The organism is Lacrimispora amygdalina (assembly GCF_900205965.1).
Lineage (GTDB): Bacteria > Bacillota > Clostridia > Lachnospirales > Lachnospiraceae > Lacrimispora > Lacrimispora amygdalina_A.
Genome location: NZ_OAOF01000027.1, coordinates 24,431 through 44,259 on the forward strand (window position 1 = coordinate 24,431; position 19,829 = coordinate 44,259).

The 19,829-nt window shown below is 34.1% G+C and carries 14 protein-coding genes; all 14 read left to right on the forward strand.

Annotated elements, in window-relative coordinates; translation table 11 throughout:
• Positions 1-21: 21 nt before the first annotated feature.
• The 14 genes from CRO04_RS22925 (at position 22) to CRO04_RS22985 (ending at position 19,555) form a co-directional block, all read left to right on the forward strand.
• Positions 22-3,384 (forward strand): SNF2-related protein, encoded by a 3,363-nt coding sequence (locus CRO04_RS22925; protein ID WP_097006574.1) that lies wholly within the window; start codon positions 22-24, stop codon positions 3,382-3,384.
• Positions 3,377-5,845 (forward strand): DEAD/DEAH box helicase, encoded by a 2,469-nt coding sequence (locus CRO04_RS22930; protein ID WP_097006575.1) that lies wholly within the window; start codon positions 3,377-3,379, stop codon positions 5,843-5,845. Before CRO04_RS22925 ends, CRO04_RS22930 begins: the two co-directional genes overlap by 8 nt.
• A gap of 12 nt (positions 5,846-5,857) precedes the next feature.
• Positions 5,858-6,631: a hypothetical protein gene (locus tag CRO04_RS22935; RefSeq protein ID WP_097006576.1), complete on the forward strand. Its 774-nt coding sequence runs from the start codon at positions 5,858-5,860 to the stop codon at positions 6,629-6,631.
• 15 nt (positions 6,632-6,646) lie between these two features.
• On the forward strand, positions 6,647-9,751 hold the full coding sequence (locus tag CRO04_RS22940) for an ATP-binding protein (protein ID WP_097006577.1): 3,105 nt from the start codon (positions 6,647-6,649) through the stop codon (positions 9,749-9,751).
• On the forward strand, positions 9,748-10,404 hold the full coding sequence (locus CRO04_RS22945; protein ID WP_097006578.1) for a hypothetical protein: 657 nt from the start codon (positions 9,748-9,750) through the stop codon (positions 10,402-10,404). The genes CRO04_RS22940 and CRO04_RS22945 overlap by 4 nt, the downstream gene beginning before the upstream one ends.
• 81 nt (positions 10,405-10,485) lie before the next feature.
• Positions 10,486-11,556, forward strand: coding sequence for a DNA sulfur modification protein DndB (gene dndB, locus CRO04_RS22950; RefSeq protein ID WP_097006579.1), 1,071 nt, complete (start codon positions 10,486-10,488; stop codon positions 11,554-11,556).
• A gap of 12 nt (positions 11,557-11,568) precedes the next feature.
• Positions 11,569-13,068 (forward strand): DNA phosphorothioation system sulfurtransferase DndC, encoded by a 1,500-nt coding sequence (gene dndC, locus CRO04_RS22955; protein WP_097006580.1) that lies wholly within the window; start codon positions 11,569-11,571, stop codon positions 13,066-13,068.
• A gap of 3 nt (positions 13,069-13,071) precedes the next feature.
• Positions 13,072-15,024 (forward strand): DNA sulfur modification protein DndD, encoded by a 1,953-nt coding sequence (gene dndD / locus CRO04_RS22960; protein WP_097006581.1) that lies wholly within the window; start codon positions 13,072-13,074, stop codon positions 15,022-15,024.
• A complete protein-coding gene (gene dndE / locus CRO04_RS22965; protein WP_097006582.1) occupies positions 15,021-15,407 on the forward strand; it encodes a DNA sulfur modification protein DndE in 387 nt (128 codons plus the stop codon). The genes dndD and dndE overlap by 4 nt, the downstream gene beginning before the upstream one ends.
• Positions 15,407-16,558, forward strand: coding sequence for a cysteine desulfurase family protein (locus CRO04_RS22970; protein WP_097006583.1), 1,152 nt, complete (start codon positions 15,407-15,409; stop codon positions 16,556-16,558). Before dndE ends, CRO04_RS22970 begins: the two co-directional genes overlap by 1 nt.
• A gap of 15 nt (positions 16,559-16,573) precedes the next feature.
• Positions 16,574-17,764 (forward strand): HNH endonuclease domain-containing protein, encoded by a 1,191-nt coding sequence (locus CRO04_RS22975; RefSeq protein ID WP_097006584.1) that lies wholly within the window; start codon positions 16,574-16,576, stop codon positions 17,762-17,764.
• A gap of 323 nt (positions 17,765-18,087) precedes the next feature.
• Positions 18,088-18,411 (forward strand): tyrosine-type recombinase/integrase, encoded by a 324-nt coding sequence (locus CRO04_RS26960; RefSeq protein WP_242974608.1) that lies wholly within the window; start codon positions 18,088-18,090, stop codon positions 18,409-18,411.
• A 236-nt stretch (positions 18,412-18,647) separates the two neighbouring features.
• Positions 18,648-18,776, forward strand: a complete 129-nt coding sequence (locus tag CRO04_RS27345; protein WP_242974610.1) for a tyrosine-type recombinase/integrase — start codon at positions 18,648-18,650, stop codon at positions 18,774-18,776.
• A 146-nt stretch (positions 18,777-18,922) separates the two neighbouring features.
• On the forward strand, positions 18,923-19,555 hold the full coding sequence (locus CRO04_RS22985; protein ID WP_097006585.1) for a hypothetical protein: 633 nt from the start codon (positions 18,923-18,925) through the stop codon (positions 19,553-19,555).
• Positions 19,556-19,829 lie beyond the last annotated feature (274 nt).

Here is a 19,829-nt window from a genome sequence, read left to right on the forward strand (position 1 = left end):
AAATGCGGAGGATGGCCGATTATGCTGAAAACCAAAATGTATGTCAGATGTCCAGCTGATAAAGAAAGTATATATGAACCTAGAGTTTTTATTTGCGGACAAATTGTTAAAATTGACGAATTTAAGAGAACAGTATCGGTCAAAATAAACGATCCATTTGGGTATTTATTATTCTTTGAAGATTTGCCAAAAGGAACAATAGAAATTCCAACCTCATTAGCAGTTAGATGCAAATTATTTATCGATTCTATTGTTATATATAAGGGAGCACAGCACAAAGTCTTGTCTTGTCAGAAAATGGAGGATGAATATTTCTATTATTATCTGCAGAATTTAGTTGATAAAAGAACTGAAAAGGTTTGTGAAAAAGATATAATTGCATCATTTAATAACGGTCAGATAGATCCAGCTATCCAAATTAGAAATTATGAATTTCAAAACCCTGCTTGGTTTATAGGTAGATCAATTGTTTCTCGAAGTATGAATGTCCTTGAAAATTCTATTTATGGATTCAAAGAGTTAGCAGGATCAAAGATATATTTATTGCCACATCAGGTCAATACCATAATGAGATGTCTACAAGAAAAACCATGTAGATATATGCTTGCTGATGAAGTTGGAATGGGAAAGACGATAGAAGCAATATCTATATATAAGATATACACAATGAATCAAAACAAAACGAATGCTTTGATTATAGTTCCACCAGCATTAAGGGAACAGTGGATATCGGAATTATTATTTAAGTTTAATATTCCTAATGGGGAAGGAACAAACCAGAACTGGGTGGAAGTGAAAACAATAGAGGATCTTACTGATAGCGATAAATCTAGGGAATGGGATTTCGTAATAGTTGATGAAGTTCATAAATATTTATTCATTGAAAATAAATACAAGATTCTTCACACAATAAGTAAAAATACAGTGAATCTTTTGCTACTAAGTGCTACGCCGGTTCAACAAAAAAAAGAGGAATACTTGGATCTCTTGAGACTACTTTTGCCACAAAAATACGATAATTTTAAAGTGGATAAGTTCGGAGAATTGATTAATAAGCAGGGTAGAATCATACAAAAAACAGCTTTAATCCTCGATGATTTAAGTGATTTTGAAGAAGAAATTTCAACATTACTCGAAGGTGAAGAGGATGCACATGAATCGGAAGAATGCAAGGAGTTATTTGATGAAATAGTTTGTGATTTGGAAGAAATATGTGATGTGCTTGATGATTCAAAATTATCAGAATTACTGGAAAAAATAAAATATGAGGATGTTGATCTCGGGGTATATTACATAAAGGTAATTATTTCATATATATGCAGCAGTTATCAAATTGAAAGTAATATTATTCGAAATAGACGAAAAATATTGGAAAAAAGTGAAGAAGATGTTCAATTGATGGCATCAAGAAATTTATTGGATTTAGAATATACAATAGATGATGAAAATGCGTTATATGAAATGTTAACATACAATGAGCTAGCTGATTGGGTGATAGCTGGGCTCGAAAAGAAAGAGATTAATGTTGAATCTGATATTAAACCATTAATATCAAGATTGTTTAGTTCACCACAAGCTTTTTGGGCGGAAATATCAAAAAGAAAGGTATCGGATACGCTTCTAACTAATGCGCGAAAATGGAAAGATCAGGAAGATTTTAATCTAAAAAACATAAATAATATTATGGATGATCCAGGTGAATATTCTGGAAGTTATTCATCAAGAATGGTTACGGTCTTAAATGCTCTTTTTGATGAATTTTATGATCAAAAAGTGGTTTTATTTACAAATTTCGCAGAAACATTTGATTTATATAAAACAGCATTGACAAAGGTTTTTCCGGAAGATGAAGTAAGCTTTTTCGGAGAAAATATGAGTAGCGATGAAATTGAACTAAATGCATTTCGTTTTCAAACTCAAGAGACTTGCCGTGTTATGTTATGCGATTATACAGGTGGTGAAGGAAGAAATTTCCAGTGCGCAGATTATATTGTACATATTGATTTGCCGTGGGATGCTAGTTCTATTGAACAGAGAATTGGTAGACTAGATCGTTTGGAAAGAGATATGTCTAGGCCAGTTGTGTATTCAGTAGTGGTTCATACAAAGAATACTTTCGAAGAGGCATTGTTTAGCTTTTTTAGGGATGGACTTCAAATATTTAATCAGTCTCTTAGTGGAATGGAAATCATCATGAAGGATATAAATGATGAGATTACTTCTGCAATAGAAGATGATTTTAAATATGGATTATTTGATAAAATACCGCATATTGTTGAGTTGGCTAATACAATGAAAGAGGTAATACGAAAAGAACAAAATTTTGATGCAGCTGGATTTGTATACAGACCAATGTATGCGGAACTAAGACGCCTTATAGACTATTATTCCAAAAATGAGAATGATTTGTTTGCAGCTACAATGACTAATTGGGCTACATTGGCTGGTTTTCGCGGAATTACAAAAAAGACTGGAGAAATATCATATTCAGCTACATCATTTTCACCTAAAGCCGCAATAAATTCGCAACTTATACCACCTAAATGGAATGAGTATTTAGGATCTGAACAAAATAAGAAGTTAATCAAGGTTCAGGAAGCATATAATAAAAAAATGGAACGAAAAACTCAAGAGAGAACAATTAATGGAACATTTTCTAGAAAACTAGCGATAGAAAATGATTATCTTCATTTTTTTGCTCCGGGTGATGAGATTTTTGATTGTATTGTTGATAATGCAATTAAATCATGTAAAGGATGTTCTAGTGCTTTTGCTGTAAAAAGCAATTTGGAGTGGAGTGGTTTGGTTTTTACGTGGTCGGTATCTCCTGATAATGCATATTTACTAGATCAAAATGTTTCTATTTATGCGCTAAGTCCATATAGAAATTACTTATTGTCAGAGCAAGTAATTGTACCAATTACAATTAGTAATCCTAATGAGGTGACTGACGCGGAGATAGTCCGTGAGTATTTATCAATTGTTAGTAAGGGATTTGCACAAAAATCTGCGATAGTTCATTTGGGTAAAAGAAGTCACGAAGCAAAATTTTTGCAAGATGAGATTTCTGGAAGAAACATCGATTGGTTTATACAGAAATTTGGGGGCGAATCATGGAATGAAATTGTTTTATCTGCACGAAAGGAAGCATACAACGTAGCTGTAGATATTTTCAAAAAACGGTCTAACATAAAGGGGGCTAGAGAAGAGATGGAGAGAACTTTGTCTGCACGAATGGCTAACTCTGATTATTATGTAATGACGGATGCAGGAATAGAGCAGCTAAAAAACAATCAAATAGTAGTATTGGATGCGATGAAGAGGCCTAAGGTTAATCTTGAGGCTGCAGCTTTTATAATGATGATTGGAGCTGAAGATGAATAGACAGGATATAGCGGTTAAAATTGAAATGCTTATTAATGGTGAGATTTCAATTGATGAAATTATCATAGAGATTTCGAAAGATCCAATTGATGCATTTTATTGGAAGACAGTTAGACGTTTACTTGTATCATATGGAAAGTTTGTAAGTGATACAAAGTATAAAGATGATTATATTATGGCATTACGTGACTATTTGATTATCTTTGATGAGAGTGTACACGTTAGTGATGATCAGTTTCTTTTGGATAATGAATTCGGTATTTCTTTGGATGCTGTTGAAAATAAATACTTTGCATCATTTTGTGTTCTAGAAGGGATAAATGAAAAATTTGTTAAAGAAGCATTTATTAAAGAGGGTAAAACTGAAATTATAAAGTATGATGCTAATTTAATTGCAGATTCAAAGATAGTGGAATTAACAGGATATACTAGGTTCAAGACCTTGGATCAAAAAATAGCTGTTTATGGAGCACTAAATACCCCGGAGGGATATACCTCCTTAATCTCATTACCGACAGGAGGAGGGAAGAGTCTAGTAACACAAACTATCTCATATCAGAAAGATGGATTAACAATTGTTGTTGTTCCAACTGTATCATTAGCGTTGGATCAGGAACGTGTTACAAGAGAAATAATAAAGCGTACTTCAAATGAAAGAGAAATATTTGCATATTCTAGTGGAGTAAATGCTGGACCGATATTGAAGGCAATTCAGGATAAAAAAGCTAAAGTATTATTTATATCTCCTGAAGCATTGCTAGAGAATCCACATTTTTTTAATGTTATTAGAGATGCAAATAAGGCGCGATATTTGAAAAATATAGTTATAGATGAAGCACATATTGTAGTAGATTGGGGAGCAGGGTTTAGAGTAGATTATCAGTGCCTTGAAGCATGGAGAAATATGCTTTTAATGTCCAATCCATCGTTGAGAACCATCCTATTATCTGCCACATTTGAGGATAAATGTGTTGAGATTTTGAAAAACTTCTTCGAAGTGGACGGAAAGTGGATAGAGATTCGGTGTGATGCTCTAAGGCATGAACCTAGGTACTGTGTCGTTAGAAAAAGAAGTAATGACGAAAAAGAAGCGAGTGTGGTTGACATGGTAAAAAAATTACCACATCCGTTGATTATATATGTGGCTCGTCCAGTAGAAGCAGAGCATTACAAAGAATTATTATCAAAATCTGGAATTAACAATGTAAAAACGTTTACAGGCCTTACAGGAGCATCGCAAAGAAGACAATTAATACAGGAATGGGTAGATGATGAATTCGAAGTAATGATTGCTACTTCAGCTTTTGGTATTGGAGTAGATAAACCGGATGTTAGAACGGTAATTCATACATATATTCCGCAAAATGCTAATACTTTTTATCAAGAACTAGGGCGAGGAGGCAGAGATGGATTACCTTGTTTAAGTGTGATGTGTTTACATCCTGAAGATGCTACTATAGGTCGAGATCGAATCACCAAAAAGGTATTAACCGCGGAAAAAATACTTGGAAGATGGGATAGTATGTATAATAATCCAAAATCCAAGAGATTCCCTAACAATAAGGTTTGTATAGATACATCTATACGCCCCAATTATGCGGATAATGATGAGTTTGATGATTCCCCAACAAGTGATGCAGACATGAACTGGAATGTCTATGTTCTCTTAATCTTGCGACGATATAATATGATAAAAATTTTGGAGGTGTCGATTGAAACCGGTAAATACATGATTATTATCGAGATTGTTGATGATAGATTGAGAACTAATAATGCTGCTTTGAAGGATCATATCGAAAACATTAGAGAGGCGGAATGGAATTATTACAATGATGCGTATAATGCGATGAGTAATTCTGTAAGGAGTAATTCCCAAAATTGTTTGTCGGAATTATTTACAGATACATATTCAAAAGTATATGAATTCTGCGCTGGTTGTAATGCTCATAGTTCTCCAATAATAGGAGATGTTCCTAAGTTTCCATTGAAGAATAGAGTTGGTTTACCATTAAGAAAGCTTACAGAAGAACAAGCAATTTTATTTGGAGATTCTCCAGAGGCAGTGATTATTTGTAAAAATACTGAGAAATGGAACGTTTTAGATCGGTTAATTGAAAAAGGAGCTTCATTAATTATTTTTCCAGACGAATTTGATGCGGATGATATTACAATAGATATAAAAACAAAGAAAAATGTATTTATTGTAGGATTAGAAGAGGCATATCAATTATCTAGCAAAAAATCTCTTTTTTATACATCGGGTTTAATTGCTGTAGTGTATCCGGAAAATGAGAGGGAAATTGGTGAGCAATATAACATAATTAGAAATAATTTTTGCGAAAAGGAATCGACAAGAGTAATACATATTATAAACAAAAATGCATATATTGCATCTGCAGAAAAGACTTTTACAGAGATGGTAAATGGACCTAGTCTCCAAGCAAATGTCGTGTATGTCTAGAAAGGGAGAAGCATGTTTAAAGAAAAGATGTTAACAACCGCTATACCTGAAAGGGTATATGCGTTGTGTAAGATAGTTGAAAAAAATCCGATATCTTCTGGTGAACTTAAGGATAAGATGGAACCAGATTTTTTGGGAAACGGCTCAGTTTACTTTAATGACTATAAGAATGCAGCAGAAGAATTAGGCCTTATTACTATTTCGGATGACTTAATTCAGTTGGCAGTAGATGCAAAAACAGTCAAAAATATAGAAAACATGCGTAGGTATATAAATACACAGTTAGAAAAGTTTAATAACGGTCAGTTTTATAAGGTTACTAATGCATATTTTGAAAAAGAAGCATCTATGTTTAAAGAGGATAAGAATATAGCCAACCTTGGACCTCTTTTTACTGAGTTGACAGGGATGCCTGTAGATGCTGTTGCGATGAGAGCTTGGAGATTTTGGGCTTCATTTTTAGGCTTTGGATATCTGCAGGAAATGTTTATTGTACCAAATGCTTGTGTTTTTTTATCGGATCTTATAGAGTCATCAGATCTTGAAACAAAAACCAGATACTCAATCAGTGAATTTGTGGAAAAAATATTGCCTATGTCTAATATCGTCATCTCTGATCCGGAAAGTAGGAAGTTTAATTATGGTGTATCAAATGGTTTAAGAGCTTTACAAGATCTAGGAAAAATAAGAATGGAACATATTATGGACCAAATGGATATGTGGACGTTATATCCGCTAAAATCATATTCAAATGATTCAACTATTACACATATTACTATTTTGTAAGAAAGAGGTGGGAATATGAATTCAGATATAGCAAAAGAACGAATTTCATATGTTGCAAAACCGGATTCAATCACTTCTTCCGAGGGTGATTTTTTAGCAACTCACGTTGCTGTTAAACGTCTTAAGGTATTAGATAAGTTTGATATATCGCCATTAGGTGGAAAGTCTCATTCAGAAGAAGATATATTTAAACAGTATGTGCTTAATCCTGAAGATAAGCATCAGTTTATAGCTGTTTATGGTCAGAGTGGAACGGGAAAATCTCACCTGATAAGATGGTTCGCAGCTAGATATGAGCAAAATAAGCCTAAAGATGAAGTTGTTCTGTTTATCAGAAGAAGAGATAATACATTAAAAGGGACGATTCGGCAGCTTTTAGATAAACCAGAAGTTCATGGAATTTCAAATAAAGAAGTATATGAACGTTTGGTAAAAGCTGCTGTTTCTATAGAAGAAAATAAATTAAAGGATCTGATTTATCATAATTTTATTATTGAGATAGATAATGATATGGATGATCATGATATACAAATTGGGAATGTTGCAAAGAGAAAATTAGTAGCATTTTTAAATAATGAAATTGTACATGATTATTTACTTGGAAAAAAGGGACCAATTGAGAGAATGTATTCAAAAATCGCGGAGCATTCTTCCGTAGATAGAGATACGATTGCTCAATTTGAGCCATCAGACTTTAGAGTTTCACAGGATTTGTATGAGAGTATCCAGAGAGCAGGTGGAGATCGTAAAGCAGAAAGACTTGCATTGGAACTTTTGTCGGATGAAAAGGGGCCTAAGGCAGCTAAGGAAATTGCAGACTATTTAAATCAATTTAGAAATGATGTAATTCAGAGATGCGCTGGAATAGAGCCGGGTGATTTCAAGCAGATCTTCTTGGATATTCGTAAAGAACTTTTTAGGATTGATAAAAAGTTAACTTTGTTTATAGAGGATGTCACATCGTTTACAGGCGTTGATACAGCCTTGTTAGATGCTTTGATTGAGGAACATACTGGAAAACGAACTGGCGATGAATTATGCAGAATTTCCTCCATTGTTGGAACAACGAACAACTATCTTCAAAATAATTTCAAGGATAATCATAAGGATAGAATTACAAAATATGTATATATTCCAAGTGATGTTTTAGATGAAGAAGGAATCTTTGAATTTGTTGCAAGATATGTTAATACAATGTCTTTGTCTGAAGATATTATTTCTGATTGGGTTGTAGGTCATGCCAATCCTGAAGATTATCCAATTCATGATGTGGTTGAAGGAAAAAATTGGGAATATGTTAGCGTTGGTCGTGGTAAGAAAATTAATATTTATCCGTTCACCAAAAATAGTATTCGATATTTTTACAATAATGTTCTGCAGAAAGGTCATCAGACACCTCGATATATCATAAGGGATATAATCGAACCGGTTGTAAGAGATGCCATTTTTAATAGGGATAATTTCCCAAGCTTTGATGTGGATGTTGTTAATCATAATCAAACATTAACATTTAGAATTCACAATCAAATTAAAAATCAAGAACTTGGTAACAGGCTGTACAAGTTTATGAGTATTTGGGGGAATGGTAAACCTGAAGAATACACGGATGCTAAAAATGTTACATACATTTCTTCTATAAGAAAAGAGATATTTGAAGATTTTGGATTTCCAATCGTTGATATGGACAAGATATCAGTTCCGGATCTTAGTCCAGATCCTGGCCCAGATCCAAAACCAGGACCAGAGCCGATTCCTGGACCTGATCCAAATTCTGGTCCGGAACTTCAGTTGCCAGCTGCAAAAGTAAAAAAAGTCAATGATGCGAATACATTGCTCACAAAATGGACAAATGAAAAGAAAATTGATATTTCGGCCACTGTCGGAGCAGCTGGTACTGTGCATTCTGCTATTTATGATGAAATACCAGACTATTTGTTTTCGGCTATTAATTGGCAGGTAGAGGGTATTTCTATGGACAATGCTGATAAGGTAAAGAATTCTACTTTCTTGTTGGTTGCTTTGGAAGGTCAGACAAAAAAGGAAGGTTTGTACACCTTACCAGCAACATGGAACAGTGTAAATATTATTTTGGCATTGATTCGTTGGAAAGAATTTGGTAATAAGAGCTGGAATTACCCAGATGCTGATTTTGATGCATATTTAATTACCACATGGACTGAAAGAATAAAAAAAGATATTGTAAGAAGAGTGGCTGAATATAAGGATGGAATAGAAGCATCGTATATTGAAGCTGCGGTCTCGGCTGAGATTTATAGAACAATTTTGGCAGGTGAATTCAGAGAAAAAAATCTTAAAAATTTCAATTTGCAAGCCTTGTTGGCAAGTAAACCAAATAAGTCGACATCTAATATGCATAGTTCAGAGTGGAATAAACTATTAACAGTTATGACGCAAAAAAACGCTGATAAGAATAATCAAGAAACTGTTAGAAAGTATTTTAATATAGGACAGGCTGGTGCTAGTAAGATTATTGTTTTGGATTCAATCGCATTATCAAAGACATTTTCAAAGGTGAAGAGAAATAAACTTCAGATTGAAGATGGGGAACGCCAGAATGACGATAGAATAACTCAGCGTAGAGATGCATACACATTTCTTTCGGATATTGAGGAACGTATTGAGGCAGTTGCTAAAGCAGAACTAGAAGTAGGACGTGCAAAAGTACAGTTGATATTTGATGCATTGGGTGATGATAAAATAGATGAAACTATTATTTCTGAATTTGCTGAAAGAGTAAAGAAATTTTACGAGGCCGCCAATAGTGCACAGGTCAATGTTAAGGAGATCTCTTTAGATTCACTCAAGAAGACAGCAAATTTAGAGAAAGCAATTTCAGATATTGCCAATGCTATGGAAGAGGATGATCCATTAAATATAATAATGGCTTTTTCGGGTGATCCTGTTTCAGTTATATCTTCGTTTGTTGATATCATTATCAATGTTAAAGCGGATGTAGATAAAGCAAATCTTCAAATAAAGACAAAACTTGAAGCGTTGGGGGCTGATGGAGGTTATGTCGAATCTGAGAACAGATATAAAGGTGAACAAGAGGTTATCTCGCAATGTAAAGAAAAAATAGAAAGGATGGTCAATGTATGATTTTTGATGAATTGGTTGTAACTGAAAAAGCCTTGAAGGATCTAAAGACGAAAACTGATTTGCAAAGGAATAAGGCACTTCAAGAAAATACAGACACCAGATATCGAATAGTTCTTAAGCAAACAGAGAGCTTTATATCAACGTTGGAATATTTATATGAAGATGCAAAAATTCAAAAGAATGATGAAATATTGAATTCGACAAAAGAGTTGTTGGATACTCTTGAAACGGCTATATCTACAGGAATGGCAATACAAGACGACGTTGCTAAGTCGGAAAACTCTTATAAGGGTATTCAATCAGAAATGAAAAAAGAGTGGTCGAAAAAATATTCTGACATTACCGGATCGACTGTGAGTACATTAGAAGCTATTAAAGGTATTGATCCAGAAAGTGTAGATAACTGTTTGAAAAAAATTCAGGGAGCTGTTACATGGGAGCTGGGAACAGGTCAGTATGTGACAATGACAAAAGGAATTCTTGAAGCGGAGCAGTTGATTGTGAAGCTTGGCCTGGACAATGAAATAGTAACTTTTCTTCAAAATACAAATGCTGGTAGAGCAACTTTACTGGATCTGAATGATAAGGTATTAAAGTGGATACGTGATGAAAAATTGGAAGGAAAAATTAGGATTTCATTCGTGAGAAAGTAACATTTCAGATTGACAAAAATAAATGCAAGAGATATACTTAAGTAGGTACTTACGTATATCTCTTTTTATGTGGGGGAAACAATGGATTTTGTATATAGATTTCCAGTAGTAAAAGGAATACAAGCGGAAACAGAATATTATATTGCGATGGTTCCCTTAAAAATGTTATCAAAACTTTTTCCAATTGATGATGAAGAGTTTGTTTTACCGGAATATAGGGCGCAAAGAAAACTTAATGAGGTTAGAATACCGATAATTAGTAAATATATTTTAGATAATCGTGATTCGTATGTGTTTTCAGCTTTGGCAGCGTCTATTGATGGTAATTATAGATTTGAACCTAGTAAAAAGAATGCTGATACCGGAGTTCTTGAAGTTTCTATGGATGCACATTTTTTAATAAATGATGGGCAACATAGAAAATCGGCAATACTTGCAGCGATTAAAGAAGATCCATCTTTGGAAAATGAAACAATATCTATTGTGTTTTATGCTGACCGAGGATTATTGAGAAGCCAGCAAATTTTTACTGACTTAAATAAGAATGCGGTTAAAACATCCAATTCGATTTCGGAATTGTATGATTCTAGAGATGAGATGGCTGTGATCACTAGGAATGTAATATGGAGGATTGATTTCTTAAATACATACACAGATAAAGAGAAAGATAATCTTGGTAAATATTCTTCGAGTCTGTTTACCTTAAATACTTTTTATACTGCAAATAAAAGTATTGTAGGTAGAAATCAGGGAGATGGAATAAAAGAATTTTTGCTTAAGTATTGGTCCTTGGTTGTGAAAAACATGAAGCAATGGCAAGAATTATTATCACACGAGATTACGAAAGTTGATTTGAGAGAAAACTATATTGCAACACAGAGTATTGTAATACAAGCTTTTGGTAGAGTAGGAAATTATTTTTATTCTCAACAGATAGAACCTGAAGAGTATATTGCAAAAGTAGAAAAAATAAATTGGAATAGAAATGCTAAGCAGTGGTACATGCGTGCTGTGGCAAAAAATGGAAGAATTATCACGAATAAAAAAGCTGCAATGTTAATTGCAAATGTAATAAAAGTAGAAATTGGAATTCCTTTGACTGAGGAAGAAAAATGTGCTGAGGAAGTTCTAACAAAGACAATATCAGAATAGAGGCAAGAGAAAATGGCAGTGACTAAAGAATTAATTGATGGATTGATAGTTACAATTCAGAATTTATATATGGCAGACGATATTCCTTGGATGATTGGATACTCTGGTGGAAAAGATAGTACAGCGGCGGTTCAGTTGGTATGGATGGCCATTATGAAGCTGCCAGAGGAAGAGCGTAAAAAGAAAATTCATATTATGAATACAGATACGCTTGTAGAATCACCGGTAGTATCAAAATGGGTAGAAAGGTCTTTGGATTTAATGAGGGAGCAGTCAGAAAAAAAGAACCTTCCTTTTATTCCAGAAAGATTGATACCGGATTATAACAATACTTTTTGGGTGAATTTAATAGGTAGAGGATACCCTTTTCCAAGAATGAAATACCGTTGGTGTACGGATAGATTAAAAATCCAACCTGTTAATAATTTTATAAAAAATAAGATCGCTGAACATGGGGAAATCATCTTGGTTTTAGGAACAAGAAAACAGGAGAGTTCACGTCGTAATCGTACGATGACGAATCTTGAGAAAAAAAGAGTCAGAGAATTGCTTAGCCCTAATCCAACATTAGCGAATGAATTGGTTTTTTCTCCAATGGAGGACTGGTCTGATGATGATGTATGGTCTTTCTTAATGCAATATAAAAATCCATGGGGATATTCGAATATGGATTTGATGACAATGTATCGTGGTGCAACCGCAGATAATGAATGTCCTCTTCAGGTGGATAAATCCGCTCCAACATGTGGTAAGAGTCGTTTTGGATGTTGGGTATGTACAATGGTTGAAAAGGACAAGTCTATGGAAGCGATGATTGCAAACGACCAGGAAAAAGAATGGATGAGTGCATTATTGGAGTTTCGTAATGAATTTGGCAATGAAGAAGGTGACCGTGAACGAAGAAGTTTTAGAAGAATGAAAGGAAATCTTCAAGGAAATTATGGAAAACTATTTCATGGCCCATACAAGAAGGAAGTTAGAGAACAATGGCTAGAGAGACTATTGTCTATTCAGAAAGATATAAATGAAAATGGTCCAGGAGAGTTTTGTGATTTGAAATTGATTAGATTACCTGAACTACAGGTAATTAGACGTATTTGGGTTAATGATAAGCATGAATTTGATGATTCATTACCTAGAATATATGAGAAGGTTATTGGAAAAACTTTTGAGGATCCTGAATGGATTCATAATGAGAATTTTGAAAGTGAAGAGTGGGAGATACTAAAGCAAATATGCTTGGAAATGTATCCAGAAGAAGAATTGGCTTTTGAAATGATGTATACACTAATAGATGTTGAAAATAAGGCATTAGGTGTTAACCAACGAAAAAATATATTAGAAGATATTAATTCATCTTTGAATAAGACTTTTTATAAAAACGAAGAAGATGCAACACAATATTATTCAGATACGTTGATTCGTAAAAAAGAGAATGGCGGGAAGTATAACGAAAAGTTTTTGGATTATCAACCGCTTGAATCAGAATTTGATGATAGTGAGGAAGAGTAAACAATGGTAATAAAACGCTTGAACTTACATAATTTTGGTGTATATGCAGGTGACAATGAATTTAAATTTAATAATGAGAAGCCTATAGTTCTTGTTGGAGGTATGAATGGTAGAGGAAAGACTACTTTTCTCGAGGCGGTATTATTAGCATTATATGGTTCAAATTCATTTGCTTATACCGAAAGTAAACATAGATCCTATTCGCAGTATTTACGTTCGTTTGTAAATAAAAGTGCTTTAGATAAGCAGTGCAGTATAGAATTGGAATTTGAAATAAATAATGGAGTAATAGAGAATTATATTGTCTGTAGAAGTTGGGATGCAATTTCTAAAAAGACAAATGAAGAAATAAGTGTATATAAAGATGGCATAACGAATGAGTTTTTAACATATAATTGGCCAATGTTTGTAGAAAGCATTTTGCCAAGTGCACTTTCTGGTTTTTTCTTTTTTGACGGAGAAAAGATAGCAGAGATGGCCGTAGATAGTACAAATGTGCAATTGAAAAATGCAATACGTTCTATGCTTGGAATAACTGTATTAGATGTTTTGAGTAACGATATTCTGCGTAACTTAAAGAAGGTTAATAAAGAGGGAGAGGATAGCAAAACAGCAGAAGGTGTTCAGCAACTTAGAGATGCAAAAGAAGAAGGAATAGCTGAGCTTAAGAAGATTGATGATGAAATCGAGAAATGTGCACATAAAATAGTTGAAGATAATGATAAGTTAGAATCGCTTCACCAACTTTACACAGTAAAAGGGGGAGATGCTGTTGAGAAACGTCAAAAAACGATTCAAAAAAGAGCAGCTCTTAAATCACAATTGGCTATGGAGGAAAATGCATTATACAATCTTTCGTCAAAAGAACTTCCACTATTATTGGTTAGAGATTTGATAGGTGATATAAAACTTCGAGCAACTGATGAGCATGCTGAAGCAGTAATGCGAGAAGCTGTTATGCAGCTGGATGGCATTTTAGATGATTTTATAGAATCATATTCGGGAGATACAAAATCTTGTGAAGACTTTATTGAATTCGTAAAAAAGCAGGCGAGCGAAGAACAAGAGGCTCCGGTTTATGAATTATCAAATCAAGCATTGTTTCAAGTAAATAATCTGGTAGAGGTTTCTCTTATGGAAGCAAAAGAACAAACCAGTACTATTATGTCAAACAAGAGAAAAATAGAAAAGCAGATAAGTGAACAGGATAGTTATCTTTCTTTGGACATCAATGATAAAGAACTTCAGGAGATATATAAGAAAATTAAAAAGGCAGAACAAATCCTAATTGATGATCAGGTTAAGATGTCAGAATTAGAACAGAAGCGAAGTGTTGCGAATGCAAAGGTAGTATCTATAACTTCTGAGTTTAGCAAGTATGTTGAATCATATTTGGCTACGGCTGAACTAAGAGATAGCGCGGACAGAACTATCAAATACTCAAATATGGCTCTGAGTATTATCGAAAAATATCAGGTTGAACTTCAAAGAAGAAAAACTGATGTGTTGGCTGAAACAATTACAAAATGCTATAAAAAATTGGCAAATAAGAAGAATTTAATCCAAAAAATAGAGATGGACTCAGAATCTTTAAATATGAGATATGTTTCAGAAGAAGGGAAGGAAGTTGCAAAAGATTCGTTATCAGCTGGGGAGCAACAATTGATGGTTATTTCGATTCTATGGGCGTTAGCAATTTGCTCTAAGAAGAAATTGCCAGTCATAATTGATACCCCATTATCAAGACTAGACTCGCTTCACAGAACAGCGTTGATTCAGACATACTTTCCAAATGCTGGTGAGCAAACGATTATTCTTTCAACAGATTCAGAGATTGATAATACATATTACCAGCTCATGAAAGAAAATGTAGGTGACGAATTTACACTAAATTATGATGAAAATACAAAGAGTACCTCTATACAAAAAGGGTATTTAATAGGAGCTACATTATGATAATGAAAACAGTTCGTCTTTCTCAGTCAGCTAAGGATCAACTTTCAAGGCTGAAAGGCAAGTCAGGAATAAAGAACTGGAATATTCTATGCCGTTGGGCATTATGTTATTCCTTAAGTGAAAAAACTATTCCAACAGATATCCCCATAGTTGCAGATAGCAATCTTGAAATGGAATGGGAAACATTTGGTGGAGAATATATGGAGATTTATGAGGCGATTGTAAAGGCATGGTGCATTCAAATGAAGTTACCAACGGATGATGAGACTATTGCCAAGTATTTTCGACTAAATTTAGAAAGAGGAATATCTCATTTATGTGGAACCGGGTTCATTAAGTCATTTGATGATTTGGTAAAACTGGCGGTTAAGGAGAGAAAATAATGAGCGTTTATTTAGACTATAATGCTTCAGCACCCATTGATAACCGAGTGTTAGATTGTATATTTGATGCATATAAAAATAACATCGGAAATGCGGATAGTAGAACTCACAACTTTGGTGAGAGGGCAAGAAATGTTGTTGAGGATGCTAGAAAGCAAGTGGCGAGCCTATTGAGCGTTTTACCAGATGAAGTCTTTTTTACCAGCGGGGCCACAGAAAGTAATAATATAGCAATACTAGGACTTAAAGAATATGCTATTGAGACAGGAAAAATGCATATCATTACAACTTCAATAGAACATAAAGCTGTTCTTGAAACGGTGAAGGCACTTGGTAAAGAAGGCTTTGAGATAGATATTGTTTCACCAGATCTTACAGGAAGGATAAAAACAGAAGATGTGATATCTAAGGTAAGAGAAGATACACTGTTAGTAAGTGTTATGCACGTGAATAACGAGACAGGAATTATTCAGCCAGTGAAAGAAATTGGTGAAATGCTTGATGAAAAGGGCGTGTTATTTCATATAGACGCTACGCAGAGCTGCGGAAAACTTGTGAACGAAATACGTGAGTTAAAATATAACATGCTTTCGTTTAGTGCTCATAAGTTAATGGGGCCGCAGGGAATAGGTGCATTAATTCTTAAAAAGAAGCGATATAAGTTACCTCCGGTTAAAAATATTATGTATGGTGGACAACAGGAACATGGAATTCGTCCTGGAACAATCCCAGTGGCATTGATTGTTGGTTGTGGTAAGGCATGTGAATTAGCTGAGCAAGAATATAAAAAGAATGAGGAAACGATCAGTCAGATTAAGAAGGCAATTCTTGAAGAGATAAATAAGTCAGGAATAGATTATCAGATTAACGGGAATCAAGAATATTGTGTTGATAGCACACTTAATATTTGCTTTCCGGGTGTATCATCTGAAGCATTGATGCTATCTACCAAGCAATATTGCGGAGTATCAAATGGATCGGCATGTACATCAAAAAGTTATTCGCCAAGTTATGTATTAGTTGCGATGGGAATTTCTGAGGAACAGATTGAGAGTTCAATTAGAATAAGTTGGGGACCAAATACATTAGTTGAAGAAGTAAAGGAAGGCATAAATCTTTTGTTAGAAACAGCAAAACAGATTTGTGGTTAATTGAGGGGTGACTTAATGGATGATATGATAAAAATGTCGCTTCCGTTGTATTCAAACAAATTAAATATTAAGAAGTTTGAGAATCTGTTGAGTAACAATGACCAGGGATATAAGTTTTTCTGGTTAGAGGCTATTATGAAGTTGATTCCAAATGATAATGACATGTTTACATTTGAAGATATTATCGATGAAATGATAGTAGGCGCTTGGAAAACGGTCACTCATTATCACCTTAGATTAGGACATACAGTAAATGGAAACGCGGAAAACTTTCTTGAGCATGCTATCAGATTGCTTTATGACTGTTCAAAAGGAGAGTTGTCAAATAAGATACCTTCTAAAGATCGATTGCTTTATTTGATAAAGAAATATAATGACAAACTACTTGATGACAAAATTCATCTCACAGATTATGTTCCATATCGACTTATAAAACCTTTTGTCGATAAAGAAGGAAAAGCATTTATTGACAAGAAGAATTACGGAAGATTTATCGCATATCTGAATGCATTTACGAAAATGGATAATGAATTCTTTTATGACATAATTGATGCTGCTAGTCCATTGCAGAGGAGAATACATATTAATGAGGAATGGCGTGAATTCATGATGCAAAATTATGCGCTGATTATGGGATGGATTAGATATAACAAAGCCATTTTTATCCAAGATCGAAATCCTAGTGTTCCCGGAGTTATGTATAAGATAGCACCAGAAATAGAAGTAAAACATAAATCCTTAAAAAATGCTAGAGAATTATGGATTGCAACTGTTAACTTAACCGGAAATTCACTTTATGAGATATATACTGGCAATGAGCTTGATGTAAAAGTATTTGACCTGGACCATTTTGTTCCAAGATCATATGTGTCTAATGATGAATTATGGAATTTAACACCCGCAAGTAAATCTCTCAATACAAGCAAGAATAATAGACTCCCTGACAAGCGCTACATAAAAGAATTTGTCAAATATAATTATTATTTGTACAAATTGATTTTTGACAATGACGATCGGGATATGGCGCAAATTTTGATGCGTTATTTTGAGAAGTGTGAGAATCAGCACTTGAATGCAATTTGGGCTACTGAAAGGCTATACATTCCGGGAAATTCACAGGAACAATTTGGAAATGTGCTGGAGGAAAACTTGAGTTTGGTTTACAATTCCGCAAAATTGCAGGAATATGAAATGTGGGTGATATAGAATCGATTCTACTGTTGAATACTATAATAAAAATGCAGAACAATTCATAGAGCTTACTAAAGATGTCGACATGTCACATTTATATTGCTTATTTGAGAATTCTATTTCCTATGGAGGCAAAAACTAGATGTGGGGACAATAAGTAGCTCTCGAAAGGAGTGGTTTGTAATGGCTGAAGATAAGTTAAAACATTCTATTATTGGTTGGTGAATGACCAGGGCTTAAAAGCAAATAATTTAGATAACATTCATACTCAGCTTCATCCAACCTTTGATCTGGCTGTTAGAGATGACTTAATCAGAAAGAATCCGTCGGAGGGTGTAATGAACGAGATTAAGAGAAATTCGTTAGATTTTAAGAGAAAACGTTATGCATTGACAGCTCCACAGCAGAAGGCTTTTATGACGCATATGTGTGAAAACTACGAATTTCATGGATGGGAGCCAGTGATTACAGTTCTTTTGGGAACAGGAATGCGTATTGGTGAATGTTTAGGACTATGTTGGGATGATCTAGATTTTGAAAAGAGATTAATCGGAGTGAATAAGACGTTAATTTATAGACCAGAGCCTAGTAATGGCTGTGTAGTACATATCTCTACCCCTAAGACAGAAGCAGGTGAAAGAACGATTCCAATGATTGATTAAGTGTGTGATGCATTTCTTGAAGAGTATCAGATTCAGAAGGTGCTAGGATTTGGAACCAATGAGATTGATGGATTTAGTAACTTTGTATTTTCTACAGGAGAAGGCAATGTTTATACGCCAGAATCTTTGAATCGTGCAATCAAGAGAATCTATGAGGACTATAATAAGAAGGAAGAGGAAAAGGCAAAGCAAGAACATCGAGATCCTTTATACTCCCGCATTTTTCGGCGCATAATCTGAGACATACTTTCTGTACCAGGCTTTGCGAGAATGAGTCTAATCTGAAGGTTATTCAGTCGGTTATGGGTCACGTTGACATTCAGACCACTATGAATATTTATGCTGAATGTACGATGGAAAAGTAACAGGAAGTGTTTGCTAGTCTTAATGGGAAGATTATAGTGAAATAATAAAAAGCAAGAAATAATAAAAGTTAGGAATCAGCTAATATCGCTGGACTTATGTAGTAAAATTTGCATTTCAAAATGAACTGTATGGGGGGGCTCGAAAAATGGAAAAAAGTGAAACCTATTCAAAAAGAGAAGGGAGGGCATACGATGATTTTAATCAAATACCAGGTGAGCTAGTATGGAAAAAGGAAAACGGAAATAGTAAAGAAATAATTCAAAGCATTAAAAAAGTCTATAATACACCTGGTGTATGGGTGATGTTTGGACTAAAAGATAAAATATGGAAATGCCTTCAAGTCGCTCAAAGACACTCATCTCGAGAGTTTATTGGAGAAGAGATTGCTTGTGATATAGAAATGATGTTTTTGGAAGAACCATTAGAATGCAAAGCATGTAACAATAGAGTAAGTGAAGACAGAGCTTTTTATACTGACGTATATGATCGACAATTATGCGAAAAATGTGATAAATATGATTTAGTTAAAAACAGATTTTGTGCTAAACGTCGGCTTAGGAATATAAAAAATATTATTTCGCTTTCTCGAAGATTTGATATGTACCATGCTATTTTTGACGAGTATGACGATATCGTTATTAAGCAAATCATGAATGACGGTAATAAAAAAGAAATTCAGAAAAAAGAAAGAGATTTTGCTGAAGAACATTTGGCGATTTATTATCAGGATATAAAATACTACAAAAAAATAGCGCGATATTGCTTCGATAAGGGATGACAATTAGTAAAAAAGCAACTTATAAAATATTGATAACTAAATTCCTCCATATCCAGGTATTTTTTGACAGTTTCATAGTGATAGCCTGTCCGGCGCATAATTTCCCGGATAGAAATCCCTTCACTTTCGTAGAGGCGTTTGATATACTTGATATTATCCATTGATAACATTCCTTTCTTCCTCCTTAAGTTCTCGACAAACATAAGGATAATGGATTTGGAAGGGTGTTACAATGGATTTTTTTATGCAGGGAGTGTTACACTTTTGGATTGCA

What these genes read in the sequence shown, in the direction of transcription:
- CRO04_RS22925 (WP_097006574.1), top strand. Translation starts at nt 22, where the DNA reads ATGCTGAAAACCAAAATGTATGTCAGATGTCCAGCTGATAAAGAAAGT.
- CRO04_RS22930 (WP_097006575.1), top strand. Translation starts at nt 3,377, where the DNA reads ATGAATAGACAGGATATAGCGGTTAAAATTGAAATGCTTATTAATGGT.
- CRO04_RS22935 (WP_097006576.1), top strand. Translation starts at nt 5,858, where the DNA reads ATGTTTAAAGAAAAGATGTTAACAACCGCTATACCTGAAAGGGTATAT.
- CRO04_RS22940 (WP_097006577.1), top strand. Translation starts at nt 6,647, where the DNA reads ATGAATTCAGATATAGCAAAAGAACGAATTTCATATGTTGCAAAACCG.
- CRO04_RS22945 (WP_097006578.1), top strand. Translation starts at nt 9,748, where the DNA reads ATGATTTTTGATGAATTGGTTGTAACTGAAAAAGCCTTGAAGGATCTA.
- dndB (WP_097006579.1), top strand. Translation starts at nt 10,486, where the DNA reads ATGGATTTTGTATATAGATTTCCAGTAGTAAAAGGAATACAAGCGGAA.
- dndC (WP_097006580.1), top strand. Translation starts at nt 11,569, where the DNA reads ATGGCAGTGACTAAAGAATTAATTGATGGATTGATAGTTACAATTCAG.
- dndD (WP_097006581.1), top strand. Translation starts at nt 13,072, where the DNA reads ATGGTAATAAAACGCTTGAACTTACATAATTTTGGTGTATATGCAGGT.
- dndE (WP_097006582.1), top strand. Translation starts at nt 15,021, where the DNA reads ATGATAATGAAAACAGTTCGTCTTTCTCAGTCAGCTAAGGATCAACTT.
- CRO04_RS22970 (WP_097006583.1), top strand. Translation starts at nt 15,407, where the DNA reads ATGAGCGTTTATTTAGACTATAATGCTTCAGCACCCATTGATAACCGA.
- CRO04_RS22975 (WP_097006584.1), top strand. Translation starts at nt 16,574, where the DNA reads ATGGATGATATGATAAAAATGTCGCTTCCGTTGTATTCAAACAAATTA.
- CRO04_RS26960 (WP_242974608.1), top strand. Translation starts at nt 18,088, where the DNA reads ATGAACGAGATTAAGAGAAATTCGTTAGATTTTAAGAGAAAACGTTAT.
- CRO04_RS22985 (WP_097006585.1), top strand. Translation starts at nt 18,923, where the DNA reads ATGGAAAAAAGTGAAACCTATTCAAAAAGAGAAGGGAGGGCATACGAT.